The organism is uncultured Caldilinea sp., assembly GCF_937128415.1.
GTDB lineage: Bacteria > Chloroflexota > Anaerolineae > Caldilineales > Caldilineaceae > Caldilinea.
The window spans coordinates 169619-193751 of sequence record NZ_CAKZMJ010000066.1 but is presented as its reverse complement, the minus strand read 5'-3'; the positions used below and the strand labels follow the sequence as shown (position 1 = coordinate 193751).

The 24133-nt window shown below is 59.8% G+C and carries 24 protein-coding genes; 12 read left to right on the top strand and 12 right to left on the bottom strand.

The window, feature by feature from the left end; genetic code table 11:
- Nucleotides 1–137: 137 nt before the first annotated feature.
- Nucleotides 138–1067: a COG2958 family protein gene (locus tag Q0367_RS11625; protein ID WP_298982380.1), complete on the top strand. Its 930-nt coding sequence runs from the start codon at nucleotides 138–140 to the stop codon at nucleotides 1065–1067.
- 227 nt (nucleotides 1068–1294) lie between these two features.
- The gene (locus tag Q0367_RS11620; RefSeq protein WP_298982378.1) at nucleotides 1295–2068 is read left to right on the top strand and encodes an endo alpha-1,4 polygalactosaminidase; all 774 of its coding nucleotides are present in this window, start codon (nucleotides 1295–1297) and stop codon (nucleotides 2066–2068) included.
- A gap of 913 nt (nucleotides 2069–2981) precedes the next feature.
- Here the strand turns inward: Q0367_RS11620 and Q0367_RS21100 are convergent.
- Genes Q0367_RS21100 through Q0367_RS11610 form a run of 3 tightly spaced genes read right to left on the bottom strand, consistent with a single transcriptional unit; the run spans nucleotide 2982 to nucleotide 3778 of the window.
- A complete protein-coding gene (locus Q0367_RS21100; protein WP_363325861.1) occupies nucleotides 2982–3200 on the bottom strand; it encodes a transposase in 219 nt (72 codons plus the stop codon).
- Nucleotides 3187–3405: a transposase gene (locus Q0367_RS11615; RefSeq protein ID WP_298982376.1), complete on the bottom strand. Its 219-nt coding sequence runs from the start codon at nucleotides 3403–3405 to the stop codon at nucleotides 3187–3189. The genes Q0367_RS21100 and Q0367_RS11615 overlap by 14 nt, the downstream gene beginning before the upstream one ends.
- Before the next feature lie 34 nt (nucleotides 3406–3439).
- A complete protein-coding gene (locus Q0367_RS11610; RefSeq protein WP_297633537.1) occupies nucleotides 3440–3778 on the bottom strand; it encodes an IS5 family transposase in 339 nt (112 codons plus the stop codon).
- Nucleotides 3779–4291: 513 nt separating this feature from the next.
- Here Q0367_RS11610 and Q0367_RS11605 point away from each other — a divergent pair.
- The 3 genes from Q0367_RS11605 (at nucleotide 4292) to Q0367_RS11595 (ending at nucleotide 7126) form a co-directional block, all read left to right on the top strand.
- On the top strand, nucleotides 4292–4657 hold the full coding sequence (locus Q0367_RS11605) for a hypothetical protein (RefSeq protein WP_298982373.1): 366 nt from the start codon (nucleotides 4292–4294) through the stop codon (nucleotides 4655–4657).
- 392 nt (nucleotides 4658–5049) lie between these two features.
- Nucleotides 5050–6120, top strand: coding sequence for a type 2 isopentenyl-diphosphate Delta-isomerase (fni, locus tag Q0367_RS11600; protein ID WP_298982371.1), 1071 nt, complete (start codon nucleotides 5050–5052; stop codon nucleotides 6118–6120).
- Nucleotides 6104–7126, top strand: coding sequence for a polyprenyl synthetase family protein (locus Q0367_RS11595; protein ID WP_298982369.1), 1023 nt, complete (start codon nucleotides 6104–6106; stop codon nucleotides 7124–7126). The genes fni and Q0367_RS11595 overlap by 17 nt, the downstream gene beginning before the upstream one ends.
- Before the next feature lie 94 nt (nucleotides 7127–7220).
- Here Q0367_RS11595 and Q0367_RS11590 read toward each other — a convergent pair whose 3' ends face one another.
- The 3 genes from Q0367_RS11590 to Q0367_RS11580 are packed head-to-tail and all read right to left on the bottom strand — an operon-like array spanning nucleotide 7221 to nucleotide 10776.
- Nucleotides 7221–8750: a dihydrolipoamide acetyltransferase family protein gene (locus Q0367_RS11590; protein WP_298982367.1), complete on the bottom strand. Its 1530-nt coding sequence runs from the start codon at nucleotides 8748–8750 to the stop codon at nucleotides 7221–7223.
- Nucleotides 8751–8758: 8 nt separating this feature from the next.
- Nucleotides 8759–9742: an alpha-ketoacid dehydrogenase subunit beta gene (locus Q0367_RS11585; protein ID WP_297635811.1), complete on the bottom strand. Its 984-nt coding sequence runs from the start codon at nucleotides 9740–9742 to the stop codon at nucleotides 8759–8761.
- An 11-nt stretch (nucleotides 9743–9753) separates the two neighbouring features.
- Nucleotides 9754–10776, bottom strand: a complete 1023-nt coding sequence (locus tag Q0367_RS11580) for a thiamine pyrophosphate-dependent dehydrogenase E1 component subunit alpha (protein WP_297635809.1) — start codon at nucleotides 10774–10776, stop codon at nucleotides 9754–9756.
- Between the two features lie 318 nt (nucleotides 10777–11094).
- Between Q0367_RS11580 and Q0367_RS11575 the strand changes: the two genes are divergently transcribed.
- From Q0367_RS11575 to Q0367_RS11565, 3 genes are all read left to right on the top strand, one after another.
- Nucleotides 11095–12318 carry a PLP-dependent aspartate aminotransferase family protein gene (locus Q0367_RS11575; protein ID WP_298982363.1) on the top strand — a complete coding sequence of 408 codons (1224 nt, stop codon included), beginning with the start codon at nucleotides 11095–11097 and terminating at the stop codon, nucleotides 12316–12318.
- Between the two features lie 77 nt (nucleotides 12319–12395).
- Nucleotides 12396–13427, top strand: coding sequence for a galactose-1-phosphate uridylyltransferase (gene galT / locus Q0367_RS11570; RefSeq protein WP_298982361.1), 1032 nt, complete (start codon nucleotides 12396–12398; stop codon nucleotides 13425–13427).
- The gene (locus Q0367_RS11565) at nucleotides 13414–14196 is read left to right on the top strand and encodes a class I SAM-dependent methyltransferase (protein WP_298982359.1); all 783 of its coding nucleotides are present in this window, start codon (nucleotides 13414–13416) and stop codon (nucleotides 14194–14196) included. Before galT ends, Q0367_RS11565 begins: the two co-directional genes overlap by 14 nt.
- Here Q0367_RS11565 and Q0367_RS11560 read toward each other — a convergent pair.
- The 3 genes from Q0367_RS11560 to Q0367_RS11550 all read right to left on the bottom strand — a co-directional run bounded on the left by Q0367_RS11560 (nucleotide 14185) and on the right by Q0367_RS11550 (nucleotide 17126).
- Nucleotides 14185–14958, bottom strand: coding sequence for an alpha/beta fold hydrolase (locus tag Q0367_RS11560; RefSeq protein WP_297635796.1), 774 nt, complete (start codon nucleotides 14956–14958; stop codon nucleotides 14185–14187). The genes Q0367_RS11565 and Q0367_RS11560 overlap by 12 nt on opposite strands.
- A 76-nt stretch (nucleotides 14959–15034) precedes the next feature.
- Nucleotides 15035–16057 (bottom strand): Gfo/Idh/MocA family protein, encoded by a 1023-nt coding sequence (locus Q0367_RS11555; protein WP_298982357.1) that lies wholly within the window; start codon nucleotides 16055–16057, stop codon nucleotides 15035–15037.
- Nucleotides 16047–17126, bottom strand: a complete 1080-nt coding sequence (locus Q0367_RS11550; protein WP_298982354.1) for a Gfo/Idh/MocA family protein — start codon at nucleotides 17124–17126, stop codon at nucleotides 16047–16049. The genes Q0367_RS11555 and Q0367_RS11550 overlap by 11 nt, the downstream gene beginning before the upstream one ends.
- Before the next feature lie 90 nt (nucleotides 17127–17216).
- Between Q0367_RS11550 and Q0367_RS11545 the strand changes: the two genes are divergently transcribed.
- Complete coding sequence (locus Q0367_RS11545; RefSeq protein ID WP_298982352.1) at nucleotides 17217–17627, top strand: helix-turn-helix domain-containing protein; 411 nt, start codon at nucleotides 17217–17219, stop codon at nucleotides 17625–17627.
- Nucleotides 17624–18064, top strand: coding sequence for a PIN domain-containing protein (locus Q0367_RS11540; protein ID WP_298982349.1), 441 nt, complete (start codon nucleotides 17624–17626; stop codon nucleotides 18062–18064). Before Q0367_RS11545 ends, Q0367_RS11540 begins: the two co-directional genes overlap by 4 nt.
- 16 nt (nucleotides 18065–18080) lie before the next feature.
- Here the strand turns inward: Q0367_RS11540 and Q0367_RS11535 are convergent, their stop codons facing one another.
- From Q0367_RS11535 to Q0367_RS11525, 3 genes are read right to left on the bottom strand one after another with little or no spacing between them, the layout of a single operon-like run.
- Nucleotides 18081–19514 carry an NADH:flavin oxidoreductase gene (locus Q0367_RS11535; protein ID WP_298982348.1) on the bottom strand — a complete coding sequence of 478 codons (1434 nt, stop codon included), beginning with the start codon at nucleotides 19512–19514 and terminating at the stop codon, nucleotides 18081–18083.
- Nucleotides 19515–19545: 31 nt separating this feature from the next.
- Nucleotides 19546–20544, bottom strand: a complete 999-nt coding sequence (locus Q0367_RS11530) for a dihydrodipicolinate synthase family protein (protein ID WP_298982346.1) — start codon at nucleotides 20542–20544, stop codon at nucleotides 19546–19548.
- Nucleotides 20541–21239, bottom strand: a complete 699-nt coding sequence (locus Q0367_RS11525) for a GntR family transcriptional regulator (RefSeq protein ID WP_298982344.1) — start codon at nucleotides 21237–21239, stop codon at nucleotides 20541–20543. Before Q0367_RS11525 ends, Q0367_RS11530 begins: the two co-directional genes overlap by 4 nt.
- Before the next feature lie 501 nt (nucleotides 21240–21740).
- On the opposite strand from Q0367_RS11525, the gene Q0367_RS11520 reads away from it, so the two are divergent.
- Nucleotides 21741–23081, top strand: coding sequence for an ABC transporter substrate-binding protein (locus tag Q0367_RS11520; RefSeq protein WP_297635776.1), 1341 nt, complete (start codon nucleotides 21741–21743; stop codon nucleotides 23079–23081).
- A gap of 195 nt (nucleotides 23082–23276) precedes the next feature.
- Nucleotides 23277–24128 (top strand): sugar ABC transporter permease, encoded by an 852-nt coding sequence (locus Q0367_RS11515; protein ID WP_363325860.1) that lies wholly within the window; start codon nucleotides 23277–23279, stop codon nucleotides 24126–24128.
- The last annotated feature ends 5 nt before the right edge of the window (nucleotides 24129–24133 follow it).

The following is a 24133-nucleotide window of genomic DNA, read 5'->3' as shown; positions in this document are numbered from 1 at the left end:
CGTTACGCCGCCTAACAAGCGCTTGCACCTGACGCCGCTCCGCTGCGCTTCGCGGCGCAGGTGAAGCGCAGGCCGTTGGGTTGCCTCCTTTACCTCCTTGCATCCACAAATGTACCTTGGAAAGGTAGGATAATGAAATGCCAATCACATTTCTAGAGTTGGCACAAAAGGTTTTGAGCGAAGTAGAACAGCCTCTTACTCCATCTGAAATCTGGCAAGTTGCCATTACTAAAGGTCTTGACAAACTTGTTGACTCCAAAGGGAAAACGCCATGGGCAACGCTCGGCGCGTTGCTTTACGTGGACGTTCGAGATAATCCTTCAACGGTATTTGCATCAATTGGTTCACGCCCCAAGCGTTTCACTCTAAAAAGCCAACTTGAAAAATCAGGTGGTGAACTTCAAGAAACCCCAATTACACTTATCCAAAAGTCCACGTTACTTGAGAAAGACTTGCATCCCTTGATGGCGTATTACGGTTTTTATTATTTGAAAGCCTATCTGAAAACCATCAGCCATAACAAGTCGGACAAAAAAGGTTTTGGAGAATGGGTTCATCCAGATATTGTTGGGTGTTGCTTCCCGTTTCATGATTGGGATAGCGAAGTCGTAGAGGTTAGCACAATCATGGGGAATACTGCTGTCAAATTGTACTCATTTGAACTAAAACGCGAATTATCAATAGCCAATCTGCGGGAATCCTTTTTTCAATCTGTTTCTAATTCGTCTTGGGCAAATGAAGGATATTTGGTAGCGGCTACTATTGATACCGATGACGACTTTATGAGTGAATTGAAGAGACTGTCAACAGCCTTCGGTATAGGTGTTATTCGGCTGGATATTGATGACCCTGATTCAACGGAAATTTTACTTCCGGCGAGAGCGAAAGAAGCTGTTGATTGGGATACTGTGAACAAGTTGGCTAGCATTAATCCTGATTTTCGAGAGTTCTTGCGTCGCATACGGATTGATATGACCAGTCGAGAGGTAAGGAAAGAGTTGTACGATCCCGTGATGGCAAAGGATGATCTGATGAAATTCCTAGCAAGGAAAAGAACGTCTTCTTAAAAAAGGCAACCCAACCTGCGGGTGATGCGCCAGCCGTTGGGCGGCATGGATACCCAGGAGAGCAAATGAGGCAGCGCATATTGTCCTTCATTTTACTGGCTACACTGATCTTCTCTGGTTGTATGCCCTCCTCTGCATCGCGGAATGTTCGGGCATCTACATTCGTCTCCTCGCCAATCATCGGTCCACCGTCCTCCTTCGGCCCAGCACTTACCCCAAAGGCGATAGTGACTGCACCGATGACGGCGTCCCTTTTTTTACCGCTTGTTTTCCGTCCACACTCTCGCTGGTTGCCCCAACAAGTGCGCTGGCAGATCCAGTACACAGGAGAAATTCAAACCGATCTGGATGTGGGCGTGTTTAACCTGGATCTTTTTGATACCTCAGCAGAGACGATAGCGACGCTCCATCAGCGCGGCGTCTTCGTGATGTGCTATTTCAGTGCGGGCTCTTACGAAGATTGGCGCCCTGATGCTCATTCCTTTCCTCCCGAAGTCTTGGGGAAAGATATGGAAATGTGGCCTGGGGAGAAATGGTTGGACATCCGGCGCATCGACCTGCTTGCACCCATCATGGAAGCCCGGCTGGATCTGGCGCGCAGTAAAGGTTGTGACGGCGTGGATCCTGATAATGTCAATGGATACACCAATGACACAGGCTTTCCTCTAATGGCCGAGGACCAGAAACGCTATAATATTTTTCTTGCAGGAGCGGCGCACCAAAGAGGGCTTTTGGTTGGCTTAAAGAACGACCTGGAGCAAATCCCGGAGTTGGTAACGTATTTTGATTGGGTTTTGAACGAAGAGTGTTTCTCCTACGGAGAATGTGATCTCCTTCTCCCCTTTCTTCAGGCAGGCAAACCTGTTTTTGTCATTGAATATGAACTTGAGCCGTCGGCTTTCTGCCCTCAAGCAGTGCAAATGCACTTTAATGCGTTGCATAAGCATATGGAGCTGGATGCCTATAGAGTTGATTGTTTAGAGTGGTCTGCTAACCCATAGCTCTGCCGCCCAACCCGCGCTTGCACCTGACGCCGCTCCGCTGCCCCTCTTAGCTCCGCTCAGGGCAAGGCTGCGCAGCGCGGCTGAAGCACCAGCCGTTGGGCAGCCCAATCAGGCGGCGCAACCTAACGGAGGTGCAAAATGCGATGCTTATCGTCTATGAGTGTAAGGCTGTTTGCCCTGTTGACCCTGGGTACACTGGCGATTGTTCTGGTGATAGCCTTCGGTGGCCTAGACAGGAGCGCCAGCGAGTTAACGGTTCAAGCGTTTCAATCGCCCATCGAGACACCGACACAGCCACCGTATCCCCCGCCAGCGACACCTACCCTGCCTCCCTATCCGCCACCACCAACGTCAGCGCCCTCTCCCACTCCTTCCCCGGCTTGCCCGCCCCAGATACGATAGAGACCATTTGAGGCTGAGATAGAGGTGGTGGGGCTGCCGGGTGCAGAACGGGCTATGTTGCGCATGCAGCCAGTTCTAGACGAGATTAGTGCGTGTCTGACGGCGCGCGGGGTGGTGTTGCCGGAGATGGCTTTTGGCAATGGGCGCCACCGTCTCCAGTTGCAAGAGATCTCCGATGGGGCTTATTACAAGCTAGAAGTCCAGGCGCCGCCAAGCTTCTTCCGGGACCCGGCAGGGTATCTGTTTCAGGTGCAAGATGGGCAGATCGTCCATCGCCCTGGCTTCGCCTTTCGGTTTCGGCTGGTGCCGCCGGCAGAGCAAGACTTGCCTCCCTGCCGGGAGTTTGAGAAGAGGTTCACACCATCGTCTTCAGAGCCAGCACCTAACGTCACAGATATCCCGGCTGAGACGCAGAAGGATGCCTGTCGGGCGGAGGGGACTGTTGACATATCGACCCCGCCGAAGCAGCCGGAGAGACCGCGCGAAATGGGCACGTTAAGTGTAGAACTTATTTCAAAATTCGATCGGCGCACCAAAGAATCATGGCGACGAGACAAAACGCACGATAGAGATGCAAATGACGCTCATAGCGCGCCACCAGGCGACGGCAATTGTCCATCCAGCCAAAACATCGCTCGACCTTCCAGCGTTGGCGATAGGCTGCCCCGACTCGGAGAGGACGTCCCCGCTTTGGCTTCTTGCGCGGGCGCCGCTCAAAGGTGGGAATCGTCGGCTTGACGCCGCAAGCGGCGACGAAAATCGGCGCTGTCGTAGGCTTTGTCCGCCGCCAACGCTTGCGGTCGCGTCCTGAGACGCCCGCGTCGGCGCGGGACGGAGATCGTCTGCAGCGTCCGCTCGGCCAGGGTGAGTTCGTGCGGTTGGGCGCTGTCCACGTCCAAGCCGATAGGCAACCCGTTGCCCTCCACCACCATGACTTTCGAGCCTTGGCGCCGACTTTCGTCTTGCCTACGCCATCGCCCCTTTTTTGGCGGGAACAAAGCTCCCATCCAGAAACGCTTGCTCCCACTCCAGTTTGCCCTCGGCGTCCAGCTGGCTCAAGAGGGTGCGCCAAATCCGCTCCCACGTCCCATCCTGCGACCACTCCTTCAAGCGTCGCCAGCAGGTGGTGTCTGAACCGTATTCAGGCGGCAAATCTTCCCACGCACAACCCGTTTTCAGCACATACAGGATGCCGTTCAGGGTCTGTCGGTCGTCGTTGCGGGGACGCCCCCGCTTGCTCTTCTTCTTGGGGATGAGCGGTTCGATCACCGCCCATTGTTCGTCACTGAGGTCATGTCTGCTCATGCCTCCATTTTACTGTTATCTGGCATTTTTGAAATGACTTCTAGTGTAAAGGATTTATCTCTCCTTCCACTAAAACGGGGCAATATCAGTCGCCGGTTGCCCGCCACGCAAGGATTGCGCAGACAAACCATCCGTTGGGAGAGTGTGGTAAAATGAAGTAGGAAAGTTTCCTGGGCGGCGAAGGGATGGTTTTGTCATTAGAAACTTACCGGCTGGAGACCGTCATCAAATTTTCAGGAGTTGTGGCGCCCCTCCTCTGTTTTGTGCTGGATACGTGGCATCTTGCCCCAGGCGTCTGTGCTCTTGCATCGGATAGCGATCCAAATCTTATGTCATGGCCAAAATTTGCTTATGCATTGATGTTTTAACCGCCGCACGAAATTCTGCTGCTCCCCGTCAGAGTGTTTAGACGCCTCACCCACTATTCCAAAATCGTAGCCACACCCACACACGCCAGCAGACAACGAACCCTTATTGGGGATTAAGGGAAAATTACAAATTTGTGCTGAGGGCATGGCAATGGCTAATGTCTCAAAACAAATCGATCTAATTCTGGAGAAATTGCAGAGCGGAAAGTGTATAGGATACAGGTTCGAAGTGGAGGCCGACGAGATCTCTATACATGTGTTGGAGGGAGACACACCCGGTGAACTGGGGAGCCAACTCTTCATCCATTCCAGTGAGGAAGAGCTGGTGTTGGGAGCTGAAGTAGAGACCTCTGATGAAAAATTTTCGCAATATTACGCCAGGTTTGGGGTGACGCCTTGGAAGTTCGTTGTGCCTGGGGACGAGATCGGTCTAGAACTTTTGCTGATCGAGATCGGCTGTGCATTCGGAGTCGACCTTTCAGATTCCATTTTCGGGGAAGGGCTCGAGTAAAATGACTCCACTCCCGTTACACAGAAAATGCTCGCTCTTTTGGGGCAGCCGGACGTCCCCGATCGCTCGCTTTTGTCTTCTGCTCCTTGCTTCTTTCCCGCCGCCAGCCTGGCGGCCAGGCGCTTAAAACATCACCACAAAGGCACGGAGGCTCAAAGAAATTAAGAAACACGAAGAGCGGAGGATCAGAGATTACGGCGGTGCATACAGGCTGGCGGCTATGGCGGCTTCCCCTTCCCCTTGTAATTATCCAGACTAACGATCGACGCCGAATCGGGTATCATGAATGATCATATTCACCCATCGCTGACCGGCGAGGCTTCCTTCCAGACCGGCGAGAGCAACGAAAGATGAGGCTCAGTGGACAGCCCATCTTCGGGAGAGAAAACGCAATGTCGATTGATCAAAGAAAAGCGGACCATATCCGCATCAACGTCACCGAAAATGTCCAATTCCCCAATCTGACCACAGGGCTGGAGCGCTATCGGCTGGTGCATCAGGCGCTGCCCGAGTTGAACCTGCACGACGTCTGCCTCGATGTCGTTCTGTTCGGTAAGCGACTGGCGGCGCCGCTGCTCATCAGCTCCATGACCGGCGGCACAGAGCAGGCGGCCTTCATCAATCGCAACCTGGCTGAAGCGGCGCAGGCCCAGCGAGTGGCGATGGGCGTCGGCAGCCAGCGCGCAGGCCTCGAGCAGGAGCAGGTGCGCCGCACCTTCCGCGTGCGCGAATACGCGCCCGATATTCTGCTCTTCGCCAATCTGGGCGCAGTGCAATTCAACTACGGCTACACTGTGGACGAGTGTCGTCGCGCCGTGGAAATGATCGACGCCGACGCGCTGATCCTCCATCTCAACCCACTGCAAGAAGCGGTGCAGCCCGAAGGCGACGTCAACTGGCGCGGGCTGCTTCACAAGATCGCCGAAGTCTGTGAACGACTGGGAAAGCCGGTGATCGTCAAAGAGGTCGGCTGGGGGATCAGCGCCCAGACCGCGCAGCGGCTGATCGAGGCGGGCGTCAGCGCCATCGACGTGGCAGGCGCAGGCGGCACCTCCTGGAGTCAGGTCGAGATGCACCGGGCCCCGACCGAACGGCTGCGCAGGCTGGCGGCCGCTTTCGCCGACTGGGGCATCCCGACGGCCGAGAGCCTGCTGGCGGTGGCGGAGGTGCGCCGAAGGTTGGGACGTGAGGACGTGCATATTTTCGCCAGCGGCGGCATTCGCACCGGACAAGACATCGTCAAGTGCGTTGCGCTTGGCGCCGATCTGGTGGGGCTGGCCTCGCCCTTCCTGAAGGCGGCGATGGAATCCCCTGAGGCGGTGATCGAGGAGATGGAACTGCTGGTCGCAGAGGCGCGCATCGCCATGTTCTGCAGCGGCGCCGGCGATCTACAGGCGTTGCGTCGGCCAGGCGTGCTCGTCAGAGAGGGAACCGATGGGACGGGATATGAAGCAATTTTCTGAGCAATGGCTGCCTCCCCTGGAGGCGGAAATGCGCGCCGTGCTGGCGGCCAATGAACCGTCCACCGCAGCGCACTACGGCATGATCCACTACCATATGGGTTGGGTGGACGCCGACTTTCGACCGGTGGCGCTGCCTGCCGGCAAACGGCTGCGCCCGCTGCTCTGTCTGATGGCCTGCCAGGAGGTCGGCGGCGACCCCGCCCAGGCGTTGCCCGCAGCCGCGGCGCTGGAAATTTTGCACAACTTCTCGCTGGTGCACGACGACATCGAGGACGGCGACAGGCAACGGCGTCATCGCCCGACGGTGTGGGCGCTTTGGGGCGTTCCTCAGGCGATCAATGCGGGCGACGCCATGTTCGCCCTCGCCTTCGCCGCCCTGCAGCGCCTATCTTTGCGCACAGTTCCGGCGGAGACGGTGCTGGCCGCCTTGCGAATTTTTACAGAAACCTGCGTGGCGCTCACCGAAGGGCAACATCTGGACATGTCTTTTGAGCAGCGGGCGTGCGTCAGCGTCGAGGAGTACATGCGCATGATCCAGGGCAAAACCGCCGCATTGATCGGCGCCAGCGTCGCCATCGGCGGATTGGTGGGAGGCGCCGCGCCGGGCGTCGACGCGGCCCTGCGCCGTTTTGGCCAGTCGATCGGCCTGGCCTTTCAGATTCAGGATGACATCCTCGGCGTGTGGGGCGACCCGACGGTCACGGGCAAGGCGGCGGGCGCCGATATTCTGCGCCGCAAGAAGAGTCTGCCGTTGCTGCACGCGCTCAACCACCCTGTGCACGGCGACGCATTCCGCTCCTTTTTCTCACAACCTGAACTGACGAGCGACGATCTGCCCGCAGCGATGGAGTTGCTCGCTCAGACCGCTTCCTATGAGTACGCAACGCAGCAGATGAATGCGCTGTACATGGCCGGGCTGGAAGCGCTGCGCGCGGCGCTGGGCGATCGCGCCGAGAGCAGCCTGCTCTGGTCTACAGCCCAATGGCTGATGCAGCGCCAGATGTAAGAAATAAGAGAGGCGAGGGGAATCGCAAATGGATGGGGCGGAGAGACGCAGATGCAAATCTGCGCCCTCCGCCCCTGGCCTTTTTTGCGTTCAATCAGACGGTGTAGCTCTCGAGATGCTTCTTCACAGCTGCGCAGAAGGCGTCGGCGGTGGCGCCGTCGAGCACGCGATGATCGTAGCTGAAGCCGAGCGTCGTCATCGGTTTGAAGACCAGCGCATCACCGATGTTTGGCTCCAGCGGATGGCCGTTGCTGACAACCACCGGACGCTTCTCCACGGCGCCGACGCCCAAGATGCCCACCTGCGGCTGCACGATGATCGGTGTCTGGAAGCGACTGCCCGAAGTGCCGTAGTTGCTCACGGTGAAGGTGCCGTCGGCCAGGTCTTCGGGCTTGAGTTCGCCTTTGCGCGCCCGCTCCGCCAGCTCGTTGACCGCGCGCGCAATGCCCAACAGGTTGAGCTCGCCGGCGTTTTTAATCACGGGCACAATCAAGCCGCCGATGCCGTATTGATCCATCGGCAGTGCAGTCGCCATGCCGATGTTGTAGTAGCGCTTGATGATGACGCCTTCCTCCGTCCAGGTGGCGTTGGCGGCGGGCACCGCCTTCAGCCCGGCCACGACCGCCTCGATGAAGTAGGCCGTCAGCGTCAAATTGACGCCGGCCGCGGCGAACTCCTTTTTGTGCGCCGCACGGTGCTGCAACACCGCCGTCATGTCCACGTCCCACATGGTGGTGACGTGCGGCGCGGTGAAGAGGCTCTGCGTCGTGTTGCGCGCCACGGCGAGCCGCATGCGCGAGAGTTTGACCAGCTCCTCGCCCGGCTTGAGCTGAACAGGAGCAGAGGCGGGGGCCGCCGTGGGGCGAGCCGGTGCAGGCGCCTCCGGTGCAGGTCTCGGCGCCGGAGCTTCCTCCCTCTTCGGCGCCGGCGTTTCGCGCTTGACCGTCGCGTAGGCAGGCTCGACGCGCACCGGCTTGCCGGCTTCGCGGCTGGCGATCGCGCTGAGAACGTCATCAATGGTCAACGTGCTCAAGGGGCGATCGCCCGCAATCTCGCGCAAATTGAGGTTGTGCTCCGCAGCGAGGCGGCGCACGGGCAGGCTGGCCTTGTCGGCCAGGTCGCCCGGCAGCGCAGCGCGCTCCGTCGGGGCTGCTGCGCCGGCGTGGGCCAGCACATCCTGCTTGGTGATCTGGCCGCCCGGTCCGGTGCCGGTGATTGCAGCGAGATCGACGCCTTTCTCCGCCGCCACCCGTTTGGCGACGGGCGTGGCGCGCACGCCGCCCTCTGCAACCGCGGTCGGCTGCGCCGGTTCTGGCTGGGCTGGCGCGGCCTCCGTCGCTTTCGCAGGGGCCGCTTCCGCTGCGCCGCCTTCGTCCACTGTTTCGCCGGGCGCGCCGATATAACCCATGACGGCGTTGACCGGTGCGATCTCGCCGTTGCGGTAGTTGATCTTGAGCAAAACGCCGTCGGCCGGCGCCTGGATTTCGGTGTCCACCTTGTCGGTGGCGATCTCGAGGATCACGTCGCCCGCCTTGACGGCGTCGCCTACCGCAACGCGCCAGCGGTTGACGGTGACGTCCTCGACGCCTTCGCCCAGATCGGGCAATCTGATTTCGGTAGCCATGTCTCCCCCTACTTCAACATGCTCAGGACGGTGGCTTTGATGTCATTCTTCCAGGGCAGCAGCTCCTCCTCCAGCACTTTGGAGACCGGAATCGAGGCCGGCGCCATGCCCAACCGTCGCGCCGGGGCTGCAAGCAGATAAGGCGCCTCCTCGTAGATGCGCGCCACGATCTCGGCGCCGATGCCCGCGTTGGCCTGCGACTCGTGCACGGCGAGCAACCGACCCGTCTTGGCGACGGAGGTGTAGACGGTCTCCATATCCAGGGGCGTGACGCTGCGCAGATCGACGACCTCGACGTCGATGCCGTGCTCGGCCTTGAGCTCTTCGGCGGCCTCCAGCGCCTGCAAGAGCGTGTAGCTGAAGGTGGCGATCGTCAGGTCTTTGCCTTCGCGTTTGACGTCGGCCTTGCCGATCGGCACGGTGTATTCCACCCCTTCGTCGGGCAGGTCGCCGCGCGTGAAGTAGAGCATCTTGTGTTCGAGGAAGAGCACCGGGTTGTCGTCGCGGATGGCGGAGATCAACAACCCCTTGGCGTCATACGGAGTCGCCGGCGCCACCACTTTGATGCCGGGGAATTGGGCGAAGGTGCTTTCCACGCACGAGCTATGTTGCGAGCCGTAGCGCTTGCCGCCCCCCTGCTGGCCGCGGATGACCATCGGCACATGCAGCAGCCCACCGGTCATGTAGTGCATCTTGGCCGCCTGGTTGAAGATTTGGTCGGCGCAGACCAGGTAGAAATCCATGTACATCAGCTCGACGACGGGGCGCAGGCCGACCATGGCCGCGCCGATGGCCATGCCCATGAAGCCTTGTTCGCTGATAGGCGTGTCGATCACGCGACGTTCGCCGAATTCCTCCAACAGGTTGCGCGTGACGCGGAAGAGGCCGCCGTAATAGCCGATGTCTTCGCCGATGAGAAAGACGCGCTCGTCGCGACGCATTTCTTCGCGCAGCGCCTCATTGATTGCCTGAATAAAGGTTGTCTTTCGCATAGTTCAGATCCTCATACCTTGTACACGTCGGTGTACGCCTCAGCGATGTCCGGCCAGGGCGCCTCCAGGGCGTAGTCTACGGCTTCCTGGACTTCCTCTTCGACTTCGGCGCGGATTTTGTTCAGCTCCTCTTCAGAGACCCCGCGATCGAGCAACTTTTGATGCAGCCGCGCCAATGGCTCATAGGCGCGCTGCATCTCGATCTCCTCCGGCGTGCGGTACGTCTCCAGGTCGCCCGCCATATGGCCGGCCAGGCGATAGGTGATGCCTTCAATGAAGGTCGGCCCTTCGCCGGCGCGCGCCCGCGCAGCGGCCTTGGTAATGGCGTCATAGACGACCTCGACGTCGTTGCCGTCGATCTGCATGCTCTCCATGCCGTAGGCGCGCACAAAGAGATACAGATCGCTGACCGAGGAGGTGCGCGAGATGGGCGTCATCTCCGAATAGCGGTTGTTTTCACAGTAGAAGATGACGGGGAGTTTCCACTTTTGCGCCATGTTGAAGGTCTCGTGCATGACGCCCTGGTACATGGCGCCGTCGCCGAAGAAGGTGATGGCGATGCGATCCTCCCCGCGGATCTTGGCGGCGAGCGCCATGCCCGCCGCGTGAGGCACCTGCGCGCCGACGATGCCGTTGGCGCCCATCAGCCCTAGCGAAGGATCGACGAAGTGCATGGAGCCGCCCTTGCCTTTGGCGAAACCGGGCGCCTTGCCCAACACTTCGCAGATGGCCCGCTTGGGGTCCATCCCGCGCGCCAGGGAATGATGATGGCCACGGTAGGTGCAGGTCAGGTAGTCCTCCTTGCGCAGCGCCGCGGCCATGCCCACCGCCGCCGCCTCGTGGCCGATCGCCGTGTGCATGGCGCCGCCGATCTTGCCCGATTCGGCCAGCTCCAGCAGCGATTCCTCGACGCGACGAATCAGAAACATCATTCGGTACATCGGGAGCAGTTGTTCGGTCGAAAGCACGGCTGTGGGCTCCGCTACAGCCGCCTTCGCCGAGGGCACACTGGCCTTGAGTGAAGGTTCTGTCATTTTGGTTTCCTCGTTTGTCCTTGCGCTTGACCGGATGTCAGAGCTTTTGAAATGTAGCGTCTGGCGAAAGCCATGAAAAATGTTGAAATTTTCTTGACGCTCGATTATAGCATAAGTGCCGCCCAGGGTGTGTAATACCGATGGGATGCTGCACCGTCGGTGAGCAAATTTGCGCTCTTTTGCAGCTTGGCAACGGGGATCGATCTGCGTACACTTGACTGAAAATCGCTTGCATGTCTCCACGGTGTTGTGAGAGCGCAACTGCGCCCACAGAGCGTGCGAGTTTCTGTCTGATTGACTTGTTGGAGGGCTTTATCTATGGCGCAGATGCAATCGTCGACCGACGTTTTCAATTTTGCTACGAGCACCTCTACGCAGGCCGTTCACGCCGGAGAGCAGCGTTTCCGCAGCCATCACAGCCTGACGGTGCCCATTGTGCAGACGGCTGTCTACACCTTTGATACGACCGCCGATCTGGTCAATTACACCGAAGAGCGCCTTTTCTGGAATGAGCCGGAGCGCGAAGAGTACGGGCGTTACGGCAACCCGACCGTGCGCGCGCTCGAAGCCAAGATCGCCGAGCTGGAGGGGGCGCAAGACGCCATCGTCGTCAGCAGCGGCATGGGCGCAGTCACGTCCACGCTCCTGTTGCTGTTGCAACCCGGTCAACATTTTATCCTCACCGACAACTGCTATCTGAGCACGCTGGAGTTTAGCCAGAACTTTTTGAAGCGCTACGGCGTCGAGTGCACGCTCGTTCCGTTCGGCGACTACGACGCCATCGAGGCCGCCGTCCGCCCACAGACGCGGCTGATCTTCTCCGAGTCGCCGACCAATCCGTTCATGCGTTGCCTCGATTTTGAGCGTTTTGTCTCGATCGCCCGCCGCCATAAGCTGTTGACGGTCGTGGACTCCACCTTCGCCACGCCGTACAATCTGCGCCCTCTCGCCTTTGGCGTCGACCTGGTGATTCACAGCCTGACCAAGTATCTGGCCGGCCACAACGACGCCATGGCCGGCGTGGTGGCCGGCCGTTACGACCTCACGACGCCGCTGCGGCAGATGCAAGGGCTTCTCGGCAATATCGCCGCGCCGCAGACCGCCTATCTCATCCTGCGCGGGATCAAGACGCTGGCGCTGCGCATGGAGCGCCAGAACGCCGGCGGTCTCGCCGTCGCCCGCTTTCTGGAAGGACATCCCAAAGTGCGCCGCGTCTGGCATCCTTTCCTGGAGAGCCATCCGGATCACGCCGTTGCGCGGGCGACGCTGCGCGGGGGCGGCGGCGTGGTGAGCTTCGAGATCGATGGCGACGCCGAGCGCGCCCACCGCTTCATCGACGCCCTGCGCATCCCGGTGATCGGGCCAAGCCTGGGCGGCGTGGAAAGCATCGTCAGCCCGCTGGCGCTGATGGGCTACGCCAACCTCTCGCCGGAGGAGCGGCTGGCGCTGGGCATCCGCGACGAGCTGGTGCGCCTTTGCATCGGCGTTGAAGAGCCTGAAGACCTGATCGCAGACCTCGCACAGGCGCTTGACCGGATTTGAACCGCTGCAGAGAGGCGGAGGGCGCAGACGGTGAGGCAAGTCTTCTTCATGTGCAAAAGATAGGCTTCAGGAGGGCTATGTCGGAGCTGCGCCAGAATCTCGCCACCAGAGAATGGGTGATCATCGCTTCGGAGCGCGCGCGGCGCCCCCATGAATTCGCAGAGCCGGGTCGCCCCCTGTGCGACGAAGGGCCGACCTGGGAAGCCACCTGTCCTTTTTGTCCTGGCAACGAAGAGCGCGACCTTGAGATCGCCCGCTTTCCCGGCGAAGGGCCATGGCAGGTGCGCATTGTCGGCAATCGCTACCCTGCGCTGAGACCTGCAGCGCCTCTGGAGAGAGAATTCATGGGGGTGATGCGGCGCATCACCGGGGTCGGCTATCATGAAGTAATTGTCGAGTCGCCTGTCCACAACACGTGCGCAGCGTTGGAAAGCGAGGAGAGCGTCGCGCGCGTCTTTCAGGCGTTTGTCGAGCGCGCCTGGGCGGTGCAGAACGACCCTCGCATCGAATATGTCCTCTTTTTCAAAAATCATGGCCGCCAGGCGGGCGCTTCCTTGCGCCATCCGCATGCGCAGATGATGGCGCTGCCGATGGTGCCCAGCGAGGTGCGCGTGCGGGCGGACGCAGCGCGCGCCTATTTTGACGAAACAGGGCGCTGCGCCCATTGCGCCATGGTCGAACAGGAGCTCGCCGCAGGGCAGCGCGTGGTGTTGGAAAGCAAACATTTCGTTGTCTTTGTGCCTTACGCCGCCGCTTCCCCTTTTCATCTGTGGATCGTGCCCAGGGCGCACGCGGCGTCGTTTTTGCAGAGCTCGCCCGACGAGATCGCAGATCTGGGCTGGGTCGTGCGCGCTGTGCTGAGAAAGCTCTACAAAGGATTGAACAACCCTGATTTCAATTACGTCATCCGCAGCGCGCCCGTGCGCGACTCGGGCGCACCCTACCTGCACTGGTATCTCAGCATTGTGCCGCGCATCTCTCTGGCGGCCGGCTTTGAGATGGGCAGCGGCATCTACATCAACCCTTCCTTACCGGAGGAGTGTGCGCGCTTTCTGCGCACCGTAGACATCGACAGCCTGGAGGGTGAGGCTCCCCATGAATCCGCATGAAATTCGGCGCCATAACGCGCAGGCGTGGGATAAAGCGGTGAAGCGCGGCAGCCGCTGGACAAAGCCGGTGTCGCCTGAAGCGGTCGCCGCGGCGCGTCGCGGCGAGTGGCAGATCTTGCTGACGCCATCCAGGCCCGTTCCCCGCGCCTGGTTTCCACCGCTGGAAGGCGCCGACGTGCTCTGTCTGGCGGGCGGCGGTGGACAGCAGGGGCCGATCCTGGCTGCGGCCGGCGCCCGCGTCACCGTCTTCGACAATTCCCCTCAACAGCTCGCCCAGGATCGTTTTGTGGCGCGGCGCGAAGGCTTGACGTTGACCACCGTCGAGGGCGACATGTGCGACCTTTCCGTGTTCGAGGACGCCTCCTTTGACCTGATCGTCCATCCGACCTCGAATCTCTTCACACCGGACGTTCGACCTGTCTGGCGAGAGGCGCATCGCGTTTTGCGCAAAGGGGGCGTCTTGCTGGCGGGGTTTTGCAACCCGGTGCTCTATCTGTTCGATCAGGAGCTTGCCGATCAGGGCGTCTTTCAGGTGCGCCATCGGCTGCCTTACTCCGACCTCATCAGCCTCAGCGAGGCCGAGCGCAGCGTCTATATCGCCGAGGGGCAGCCGTTGGAGTTCGGCCACACCTTGACCGACCAGATCGGCGGGCAGCTCGACGCCGGCTTTGTTCTGACCGGCTTTTACGAAGACGTCTGGCCGGGAACCCCGCTCAACGAATTTACGCCCACCTACATCGCCACGCGCAGCGTGAAACTATCCGGATAGTTGCGCAATAAACTCATCGATGTAGGCGGCGACGAGCTCCGGTTGCTCGATCATCACGTTGTGGCCGGCGTTCGGAATGATGTGAAGCCGGCTGTTGGGGATGCAGCGATGAAGCGACTGACTGAGCGAAGGAGGCGTCATGCGATCCTCCTGGCCGCACAGGATCAACGTCGGCACGGTGATGTTCTCCAACCGATCGGTGACGTCGAACGCCTCGACCGCCAGAAAATCCTTCCGCAAAATCTCCGGATCGTTTTCGCGTAGCCGTTGCAGGTAGCGCTCTTTCTCCTGCGCACCGGTCGAAGGATGGTAGGAATATTCGACAATTTTGGCGGTGACGTTCATAAAATCCTCGACCACGCCGTTGAGTATGGCGGACGAGACCTTCATGCGCGCGCCGGCGCCGATCACGACGATGCCTGCCAGCCGATACCCATAGGCCAGCGCAAAGTCGAGCGCAATAGCGCCGCCCATGGAATGGCCGGCCAGCACGAAGTAGGGCAATTCGAGCGCATCGGCGAAATCGCGGATCACCTCGCTGTAGGCGCTGATGGTGGCGCAAGGCGGGGGCGGCGAAGCGCCATGTCCGGGCAGATCGAGCGCATACACCGCAGTCTTGGGAAGCCGTCGCACCTGAGGGGGCCAGATCAGATGGTTGCCGCCGGCGCCATGCACCAATACCAGCGGTGGGCGTTCAGGAGCAACGTGACGACCGTAACTGCGAAAGGCCAGCGTCCGGTTGCCAAGGACAATCGTTTCCACTCAAGACCTCTTGTTCCTGTTTCGTTTGGTTTCTGGCGCCTCCCCGTCGATTGTATCCTATATCGCTTCAATTCACCTAGACCGATGTCGGGCGGGTGAGCACTTTTGCTTCCCGCTGCGCCAGCAGCGCTAATCTGGACGCCTCGAAGACATGCGCCTGAGCGACGGCGCGCTCTGTGCGTTCTTGCAGGTCCTCGAGCAAAAGATGCATGAAGGGCAGCGGCGCATCCGCGGCGTGAATGTACTGTTCGCCGTGATGATTCACCAGGAACAGGTGATCGCCGCCGGCGCGTCCCTGCAGATCGCAGGTCTTGCGCACCTCGATGTAGCCATCCGTCCCTTGCAGAAAAAGGCGCACGTCCCCCCAAGTGGAGAGACCGGCCGGAGACAACCAATCGACGCGAATGTAGCCGGTTGCATGCTCGCTGCGCAGCAACACCTCGCCGAAATCCTCGAATTCGGGGAACTGTGGATGATGATGGTTGGCGACGCTGGCTGCGGCGATCTCCGCCGTGGCGCTGCCTGTGAAAAACAGGAACTGGTCGATCTGATGGCTGGCCAGGTCGTTGAGGACGCCGCCGTAGCGCGTCCGCCGGAAGACCCAAGGCGGGCGCCGGATGCGGCCAAAAAGGCGATGGGGGCCAAAGCCGGTCATGTGCACGACGCGGCCGATTGCGCCTTGCTGCACCAGCTCGCCGGCGAGCACGGTGGCGGGATTGCCGAAGCGTTCGCCAAAGTAAACAATGTAGCGGCGTCCGGTCTCTGCGCAGACGCGGCGCGCCTCCTCCCATTGCTCCAGCGTCGTGAAGCCGGGTTTGGTGCAGAGAAAATCCTTCTCATGACGCATGGCGCGCACCCCCAACGCAGCGCGCTCGTCGTGCACCGCTGCGCTGACGATCAGGTCGATCGTTCGATCTTCGAGAATGGACGTCGCGTTGCGATTGTGCTCCACGTCGGCAAACGCTCGCACAAAGGCGGCGAGATTGTCCGAGTCGTCGTCCCAGCAGGCGACCAGCTGCGCACCGGCCTCATGCAGGCGGCGGGTCATGTCGAAAATGTGCGGATGGGCCAGCCCCACCGCAGCGAATCTAATCGTCATACGGCGCGCCCTTCATGGAGGCATAGAAAGGGTCGCCTGGCGCAATCGAGCCGCGTTGCACCGGTTGACCGGTGAAGGCCGACTTGTAAAGGCTGGCGATGAACTCCAAGATGCGCCTCGCTTCGAGGCCGCTGACCGGGGGACGCTCGTTGCGCTCCATGGCGTCGAGCAAAGCGCCCAGCTGCGCTTCATGGCTGCCCATGCGGTCGCACGGAATCGCACGCCAGGCGGGCGTCAGCGCCTCTTCAACCGACGGCAGCGGCGTCAGTCGCCAGTTGGCATTGGTGTAGCGGTAGAGCGCCTGGACCTCGACCGTCGCCTGTTGGTAATCCAGGCGCAGATAGCTCTCCTGCCGCGGGGAGAGCGCGCTGTTGACGATGCTGCCGAGCGCACCGTGCTCGAAGCGCACCAGCGCCATCGAAATGTCCTCCACCTCGATAGCGCGGTCGAGCGTGGCGGCGACGGCCTGCACTTCCTGCCATTCACCCCACAGCCAGAGAAAGAGGTCCATCAGGTGAATGCCGAGCGTGGCGGTCGGGCCGCCGACGGCGGTGGCGTAGCGGCTGCGCCATTCGACTGCGTAATAGTCTGCGGTGCGATGCCACAGGGTGTGACAGACGCCGACGAGCGGCCTTCCGAGCAGCCCCTGCGCCATGAGGCTGCGCAGATGCTCGACGGCGGAGCCAAAACGCCACTGAAAGACCGTGCTGACGTAGCGACCCGTGCGCGCCTCCGCAGCGGCAATCCGGTCGAATTCCGCCAGCGAGCGGCAGAGCGGTTTTTCGCACCACACCCATGCGCCTGTCTCGAGCGCGGCCAGAATCAACGGCAGGTGCGTGGCCGGCGGCGTCAGAATGTGCACCAGGTCAGGTCGTTCGACCTCCAGCATGGCGTAAGCGTCGGCGTAGGCGCGCGCCCCGCCCGTCTGACTGCACACAGCTTCGGCCCGCGCAAGGTCGCGATCGGCCACCGCCGCCAGTTCGAGACGGTCCGCATAGGCGGCGATAGCCTCCAGATGATTGTTCACCACGCCGCCTGCACCGATCAAGGCGATTCGATAACGCGACAAGAATTCCTCGCTTTCTAACCAATCGAACCGAGATAGAATACAGAGTTATTGAATCCGTTGATTGAAATAGTTTTTTGAGGTAATATAAAGATGTTGATGGTTTTTGTGAACTCCGGAGTATTGAATATGAACAACTTGCGAATCTCGCAATGGAGTGACCTGCCTCTCGTGTTGACTTCTGAACAAGCCGCCGCAGTCTTGCAAGTCACGCGTCGAACGATTACGAACATGCTCGACCGCGGCGACTTACGAGGAGTGAAGATCGGCAAAGAGTGGCGGATCAGTCGTTCCGAATTGATACGATTGATTGAAGGGGAGGCGCCTCCTGTGCCTGATGTCCGACGCCCATCCGATTCGTCATCCCCTGAGACTGTCCCGAAGGTGTTTGACAGAGATGGAATCCTGGTTGTCGAAGCGCAGCCTGTAGAAGATCTCATAGAGTTTGTGCAGCAAGAACATGAGCGACGCATTGCAGATTTGATGCAACAGGTTCGTCCGTGAGAATTTTTTTCGACACTTCTGTGCTTGTCGCCGCAATCGTAACGACTCATCCTGCACACGAGCACGTCTTTCCGCTTCTCATGCAGGTGAAGCAAAAAGTAAACACAGGTGTGATCGCTGCTCATTCGCTGGCGGAGCTATACGTGATTTTAACCAGGTTGCCAATCCGCCCTCGAATTTCACCGGCGTTAGCTTTGGAGTTGATTCAGCGCGACGTTGTAGAGACGTGCGAAATCGTCGCATTGTCGGTCTATGACTATCTTGTTATGCTTCAATATCTGACCCGCTCTCATATTGCCGGCGCCGCCGTCTATGACGGTTTACTCCTTCATGCTGCCTGGCTGGCAAATGTCGATCAAGTATTGACGCTGAACTCAAGCGATTTCAAGCGCGTTTATCCCGCGCTTGCCGATAAAATCGTTGCCCCGATGGCGTAGCCGGGGAGCATCCTCTTCACCTCAATCTTGCTTTAATCTCCTGCAGACGCATCGCCTCCTCTCTCTGCTTATAGAATTCATCCAGCGGATAGCAGCCCGAAACCATGCCGTTGCGCGGGGCCGTGGTGCAGTCGCTGAAGGTGCGACACAGGCGCTTGCGCTGCAACGGTCGGCCGGCCAACATGTCGGCGGGCGCCTCCGGATAGGAGAGGATCAGGCGCCCCAGGCCGACAAAATCGGCCATGCCGGTGCGCACGACGCGTTGCGCAACATGAGGCAACCACTCCTGCAAGTATGAATACCCAGAGCCGACGTAGAGCAACTCGGGGCGATGCGCTTTCAGCCTGGCGACCACTGCAATCTGACGCGCCACGCCCACCAGCGGGTCTTCGGGCGGCCGGTAGCCATCGGAGGGCGGGAAAAGCGCCGGGCGCTGAATGTGCGGGTTGTAATACGGGCTGCCCGCGGTGATGCAGACGAGCCGGATATTCAGGCTGCAGAGCAGGTCGAGAAAAGCGTAAGGCTCGCGCAGGTCGATGCCCATGCCGGTGCCGTCGCCGCCAAAAGCGTAGCGATATTCGCCGTCGATGCGCTCCATCTCGCCCACGCCGTCCGGCCCGGGTCGGAAAGGCGCCCAGTCGAAGGCGCTCACGCGCACGCCGATGTCGAGGCCGGGCGCTTCGGCGCGGATGCCTTCCACCAGCTCGCGCAAGAAGCGCGTGCGATTCTCGAAGGAGCCGCCATAGCGTCCGTTGCGATCGACGGCGCTGAGGAACTCATGGCCCAGATAGCCATGACAATGTTTGAGATCGACGAAATCGAAGCCTGCTCGCTTCGCGAGCCGCGCCGCCGCGACAAAGTCGTCGATCAAGCGTCGGACGTCGTCGTCGCTCAGCACCGGGTAATCTTCTGGGAACCCAAATTTGCGATTCAGGATGGGATGCGCATAAAGGATGGCGGGGCGGAGCTTGTTATCCGGTTCGGGTCGGGCAAAGCGTCCAGAGTGGGTCAACTGCAGCCCGATCAAGAGGTCGTCGGTGCGTCCGTGGCGCGAGGCGTGTTCGGCCACCAACCGCTCTCGCAGCCGCGCCAGATCGGGCCAGGTGTCGGCGGTGAGCATCAGCTGCCGCGGGTTGGCGCGCCCATCGTGGCGCACCGCCACCGCCTCGCATCCCCAGATCAACTTGGCTCCGCTGACGCCGAAATGGCGCCAACGCCGCTCCGTCAGCTCGGTCGGACGGCCATCGTAAGAGCCATCCCACCCTTCCATCGGCAGCACGCAAAAGCGATTGCCGATCGTGCGCTCGCCGCACCTGACAGGCTGCGCCAGCGGTGCATCTGGCCCGGCCGCAACCGCTTCGTCAAAGGGGAGGTCAATCCCAAGCGCCTGCAGATACGTGCGAAAGTCTTCCGTTGTGCGCAGTTGCGCCACCCGTTTGTAGCGATCCATCGCTTCGTCCTTTCTGAAAGCCTGCGCTGAATTAATTGACCACACCCAACCGTTCGCCCAACTCGCGTAAGATGGCGACGTCGCTCTCCGGCCTGCGCTCACTGCGCGGGTGTGGAGCGTCGCTGGCGATCCAGCCGCGCAATTTCAAAAATTGGGCGGCGCTGTGTTTGTACGCAGGCACCGGTCGACGGAAAGCGAAAAAGCCCAGATATTGAAGCCGATCGTTTAGCTCATAAAAGTCTGGATCGCCGGCGGCCCACAGCGCATCGCGCTGCGCAAAGAGGTCGGGCGCAAAGGTGCTGAGACCGAGCAGATAATCGCTGCCGTACATCACCATGTCGATGGCCAGATCGTTGCCGGTGAAGACTTTGAAATCCGGACGGCGAGCGTCGCGCAGCTGCAGGCGTCGCCACTCCAGCATGCGGTTGAGCGAGGAATGCTTGGCGCCGATGCACTGTGGAATGTCAAGCAGGCCGGCGTAGGTTTCCAGGTCGTAAATTTTGCCGAAGGGAGCGAACATCGTGCCTAGCTCAAAGGCGATGAAGCGTTCACAGAGTGCGGCGAGCCTGGCGTAGGAAGCGACGATCGCCTCGGCGGGCTGGTCGGTCAGCCCGAAGGACTGGAAGATCACCGGAACGCCGCCCGCCTGTTGGATCGTTTCAATCTGGCAGGCATAGGCGTCGTAGTCGAAGGTGGCGCCCGGTCGATCGCCGACAAAGGCGCCGGCGACGAATTCTTGCCCGTCGGCGATTGTTTGTGTCCGTGCAAGCGCCTCTTGCCGCGTGGCATCGTCAAGTAAATTGACATAACCTGTGTCCATGTTGACGGCCGGCGTCAGGCCGGCCTCCAACGTACGCGCGACGTGCGCTTCAAAGCCCGCCCAGTCCACCTCGCCGTCGTCGAAAAAAGGCAACAGAATCGCAGAAACACCGGTGATTTTGCGTCGCGGGCGCAGCAGCGCGATCGGATCGAAGGCGTCTTCCTGGGGCGCGGCATCCGTCGTCTGCAGCGTCGATAGCCGGCTTGTCATGTGCAACCTCCTGTTTGTTGTTCCAAATGACCGCTTTGCGTTAACAGATCGATATAGGCAGCCAGTGCGCGTTGATTGTGGCTGCGCAGCAGCTGCTCCACTGCCTCCGGGTCGCGACGCCGGAACGCCGCGATGATCTCTCGATGATCCTGCTGCGCTTCGGGAATGCGAGGCTGAAGCACGGCGCTGACGTAGTGCAGTCGCAGCCGCTCCCAATGGTCGAGCACCATTTCGAGCATACGCTCGATCAATTGGACCTGTGCAAAGCGGCAAATCATCAGATGAAATTGCCGATTGAGTTGCGACCAGGTTTCTGGGTTGTCGATTGCGGCGTCCATCGCCTGAACCACAGCGTTCAGCTCCGTCAGCTCAGCCTCCGTCATGCATGAACAGGCGCGACGCCCGCAGATCACCTCGAGCGCCTCCAGAAGGGCGAAAATTTCAAAGATGAGCTTAGGGCTGAGCTGAGTGACCGTCGCGCCGGTGTAAGGTTCAAAGACGATCAGCCCATCGGCTTCCAGTTGGCGCACGGCTTCGCGTACAGGGATGGGGCTGACGCCCAGTTGAGCGGCGACCTCGTCGATCACCAAGCGATCGCCGGGTTTATATTCGCCGCGGATGATCGCCTCGCGCAGCATGTCATAAACGACTTTGGGTTTACTACGAAATGTAGGGCGCGTCATCGATGTAGCCATAGGTGAATCGTGTCCCCTCTTCCTACGCTGCCTTTCCGTATGAGGCGCTGCCTTGTTGGCGCTGCGTCCACTTCATGTTCGATTTTTGTCGCAATGCTAAGTTGATGCAAACCGATTGCGAACGGGTGAGGCGGTGTGCTCTGAGATCAAATCTCTTTTGACTCTCGAATATTTACGGCGCCATTGCTTCCGCTGCATTTCAAAAAATTTCTGGCTTGACATTCCTTGAATATCGTATATCCTATATGATATACGAAAAGTTTGATTTTGGCTAGATCGAATTTTCCCGAATTTTCCAACTTGATGACGGCGTCCGCAGGAAAAGACCTGTTGCGCATGGGGGCAAAGCAAGTTGCCCATCTGTCGGTCGGTGTTTCCGTTCAATTGCAAAATCGGTGAGGAGGGTGTGCGCATTGAACAGATGATTTAGAGGATGCCTTTCCAGCGTTTGAACATCGTTTCGCGAGTCTTTGAACCAATTTTTGACAGGAGAGATCGAACATGCGACACAAATTCTGGCTTCTTCTGGCTGTCCTGACGACAATTGCACTTGTGTTCGCTGCATGCGCGCCTGCGGCGCCCGCCGCCGCGCCTGAAGCGGCCAGCCAGCCAGCCGCCGGCGGTGATGGCAAGATCGAGTTGCGCATAGCCTGGTGGGGCTCGCAAAATCGCCACGACCGCACGATCGCCGTGATCGAGCAATTTGAACAACTGCATCCCAACATTGATATTGTCTACGAGTTCGCCGGGTGGGGCGACTACTGGACGCTGATGAGCACGCAGGCGGCCGGAGGCAATCTGGCCGACATCATGCAACAGGACTACGCGCGTTTGGAGGAGTGGGTGTCGCGTGGCCTGCTGGCGCCGTTGGATGATTTCGTCGCCGACGGCACGCTGAATTTTGCCAATGTCTCCGAAAGCTCGCTGGCGGGTGGACGTCTCGGCGGCAAATTGTACGGCGTGAATCTGGGCACGAATTCGATGACCATCGTGATCGATGCGGACAAGCTGGCCGAGGCAGGCCTGGAAACGCCCAATCCGGATTGGACGTTCGATGAATTCGAGCGCGTTGCGACGGAGCTGCACGAAAAGCTGGGCATCTACGGCTTCACCGGCAACCTGACCAACGAACAGCTCTGGAAAAACATTTACCTCAGCTTGGGGCAATGGGTGTACAATGAAGATGGCACCGGCCTCGGCTACGAAGATGACCAGCCTTTCATTGATTACCTGAAGATGGTGAAACGGCTGCAGGATGCAGGCGTCACGCAGAGCCGCGAGCAGGAGATCGCCGCCGGCGGCAGCGTGGAGACCGACCTCATCGTCACGGGTCAGTCGGCCATGACCTATGTGTGGAGCAACCAGATTGTGGCTCTGACCAGCGCGGCGGGCGAAGGGCGCAACTTTATTCTGCTGCCGATGCCGCGGCCGGCGGGGGGCGCTTCGGCCAATTACCTGAAGCCGAGCATGTTCTTCTCGATCACTTCGCAGGCGCGCCATCCCAAGGAAGCGGCGATGTTCATCGACTTCTTCACGAACAACGTGGACGCCAACAAAGTGTTGATGGCCGAACGCGGCGTGCCGGTCTCCTCGGAAGTGCGCGCGGCGCTGGAGCCACTGCTCGACGCGCCGCAGAAGATGATGTTTGATTACATCGCCTCCATCGAGTCGAGCGTTAGCCCGATCCCTCCGCCGGACGCCCCGGGTCACGCGGATTTGATCAACAACGTCTACTGGCCGCTGGTGATCGATCCGTTCATGTTCGGCCAACAAAGCGCCGAAGACGCCGTGCGCATCCTGCGCGAAGAAGCGAACATCGTGTTAGCGGCGGCCGCTCGCTGACTCTCCCTCGTTTCAGGCGACCGGAAGGATAGCTGTTTCACCCTTTCGGTCGCCTGACGATCGTTGCCGGTGACCATGGTGAAAGGAGTGAACATGAGCGAAGCGCTCTCCGTCTCTTCATCCTCTCAGCATGCCAACGACCAACGCCGACAATCGGTCAAACCTCACAAAAAGCGTTGGCGTCATGACAACTGGATGGGCTATCTCTTTATCTCGCCCTGGTTGATCGCTTTTTTTGCCTTCACGTTTATACCGATCATCGCTTCGCTCGTGCTGGCCTTCACGAACTACGACGTGTTGAGCCCGACATGGCGATGGGTGGGGCTCGAGAATTTTGAACGCATGTTTACGCGCGACCCGCGCTATATCAAATCGCTGCAGGCGACTTTCTTTTATGCATTCACAGCCATTCCGTTGCGCCTGATCTTCGCGCTAGCCGTGGCCATGCTGTTGAACACCAATCGGCGGATGGTCGCCGGCTATCGCGCCGCTTATTATGCGCCTTCGATCGTCGGCGGCAGCGTCGCCGTCGCGGTGATGTGGCGGGAGATCTTCGGACGCAATGGTCTGATCAACGCCGTTTTCGGCACGGACGTGGCCTGGTTGGGCAACCCGAACACCGCAATCTGGACGCTGATTTTGCTGGCGGTGTGGCAGTTCGGCTCGCCCATGCTGATCTTTCTGGCCGGACTGAAGCAGATTCCGCGGGAGTTCTATGAGGCGGCCTCCATTGACGGCGCCAACGGCTGGCAGCAATTCTGGCGCATCACGCTGCCTCTGCTGACGCCGATCATCTTTTTCAACCTGGTGATGCAACTGATCAGCGGCTTTATGGTCTTCACGCAGGCGTTTGTCATCACGGGCGGCGCGCCGCTGGACACGACGCTTTTCTATGCGCTGTACATCTATCAACGCGCCTTCGTCAGCCTTCAGATGGGATACGCGTCGGCGATGGCGTGGGTGTTGTTGATTATCATCGCCGTATTGACGGTGTTGGTCTTTCGTTCTTCGTCGTACTGGGTTTTCTACAGTTCACAGGAGGATTGAGTTAG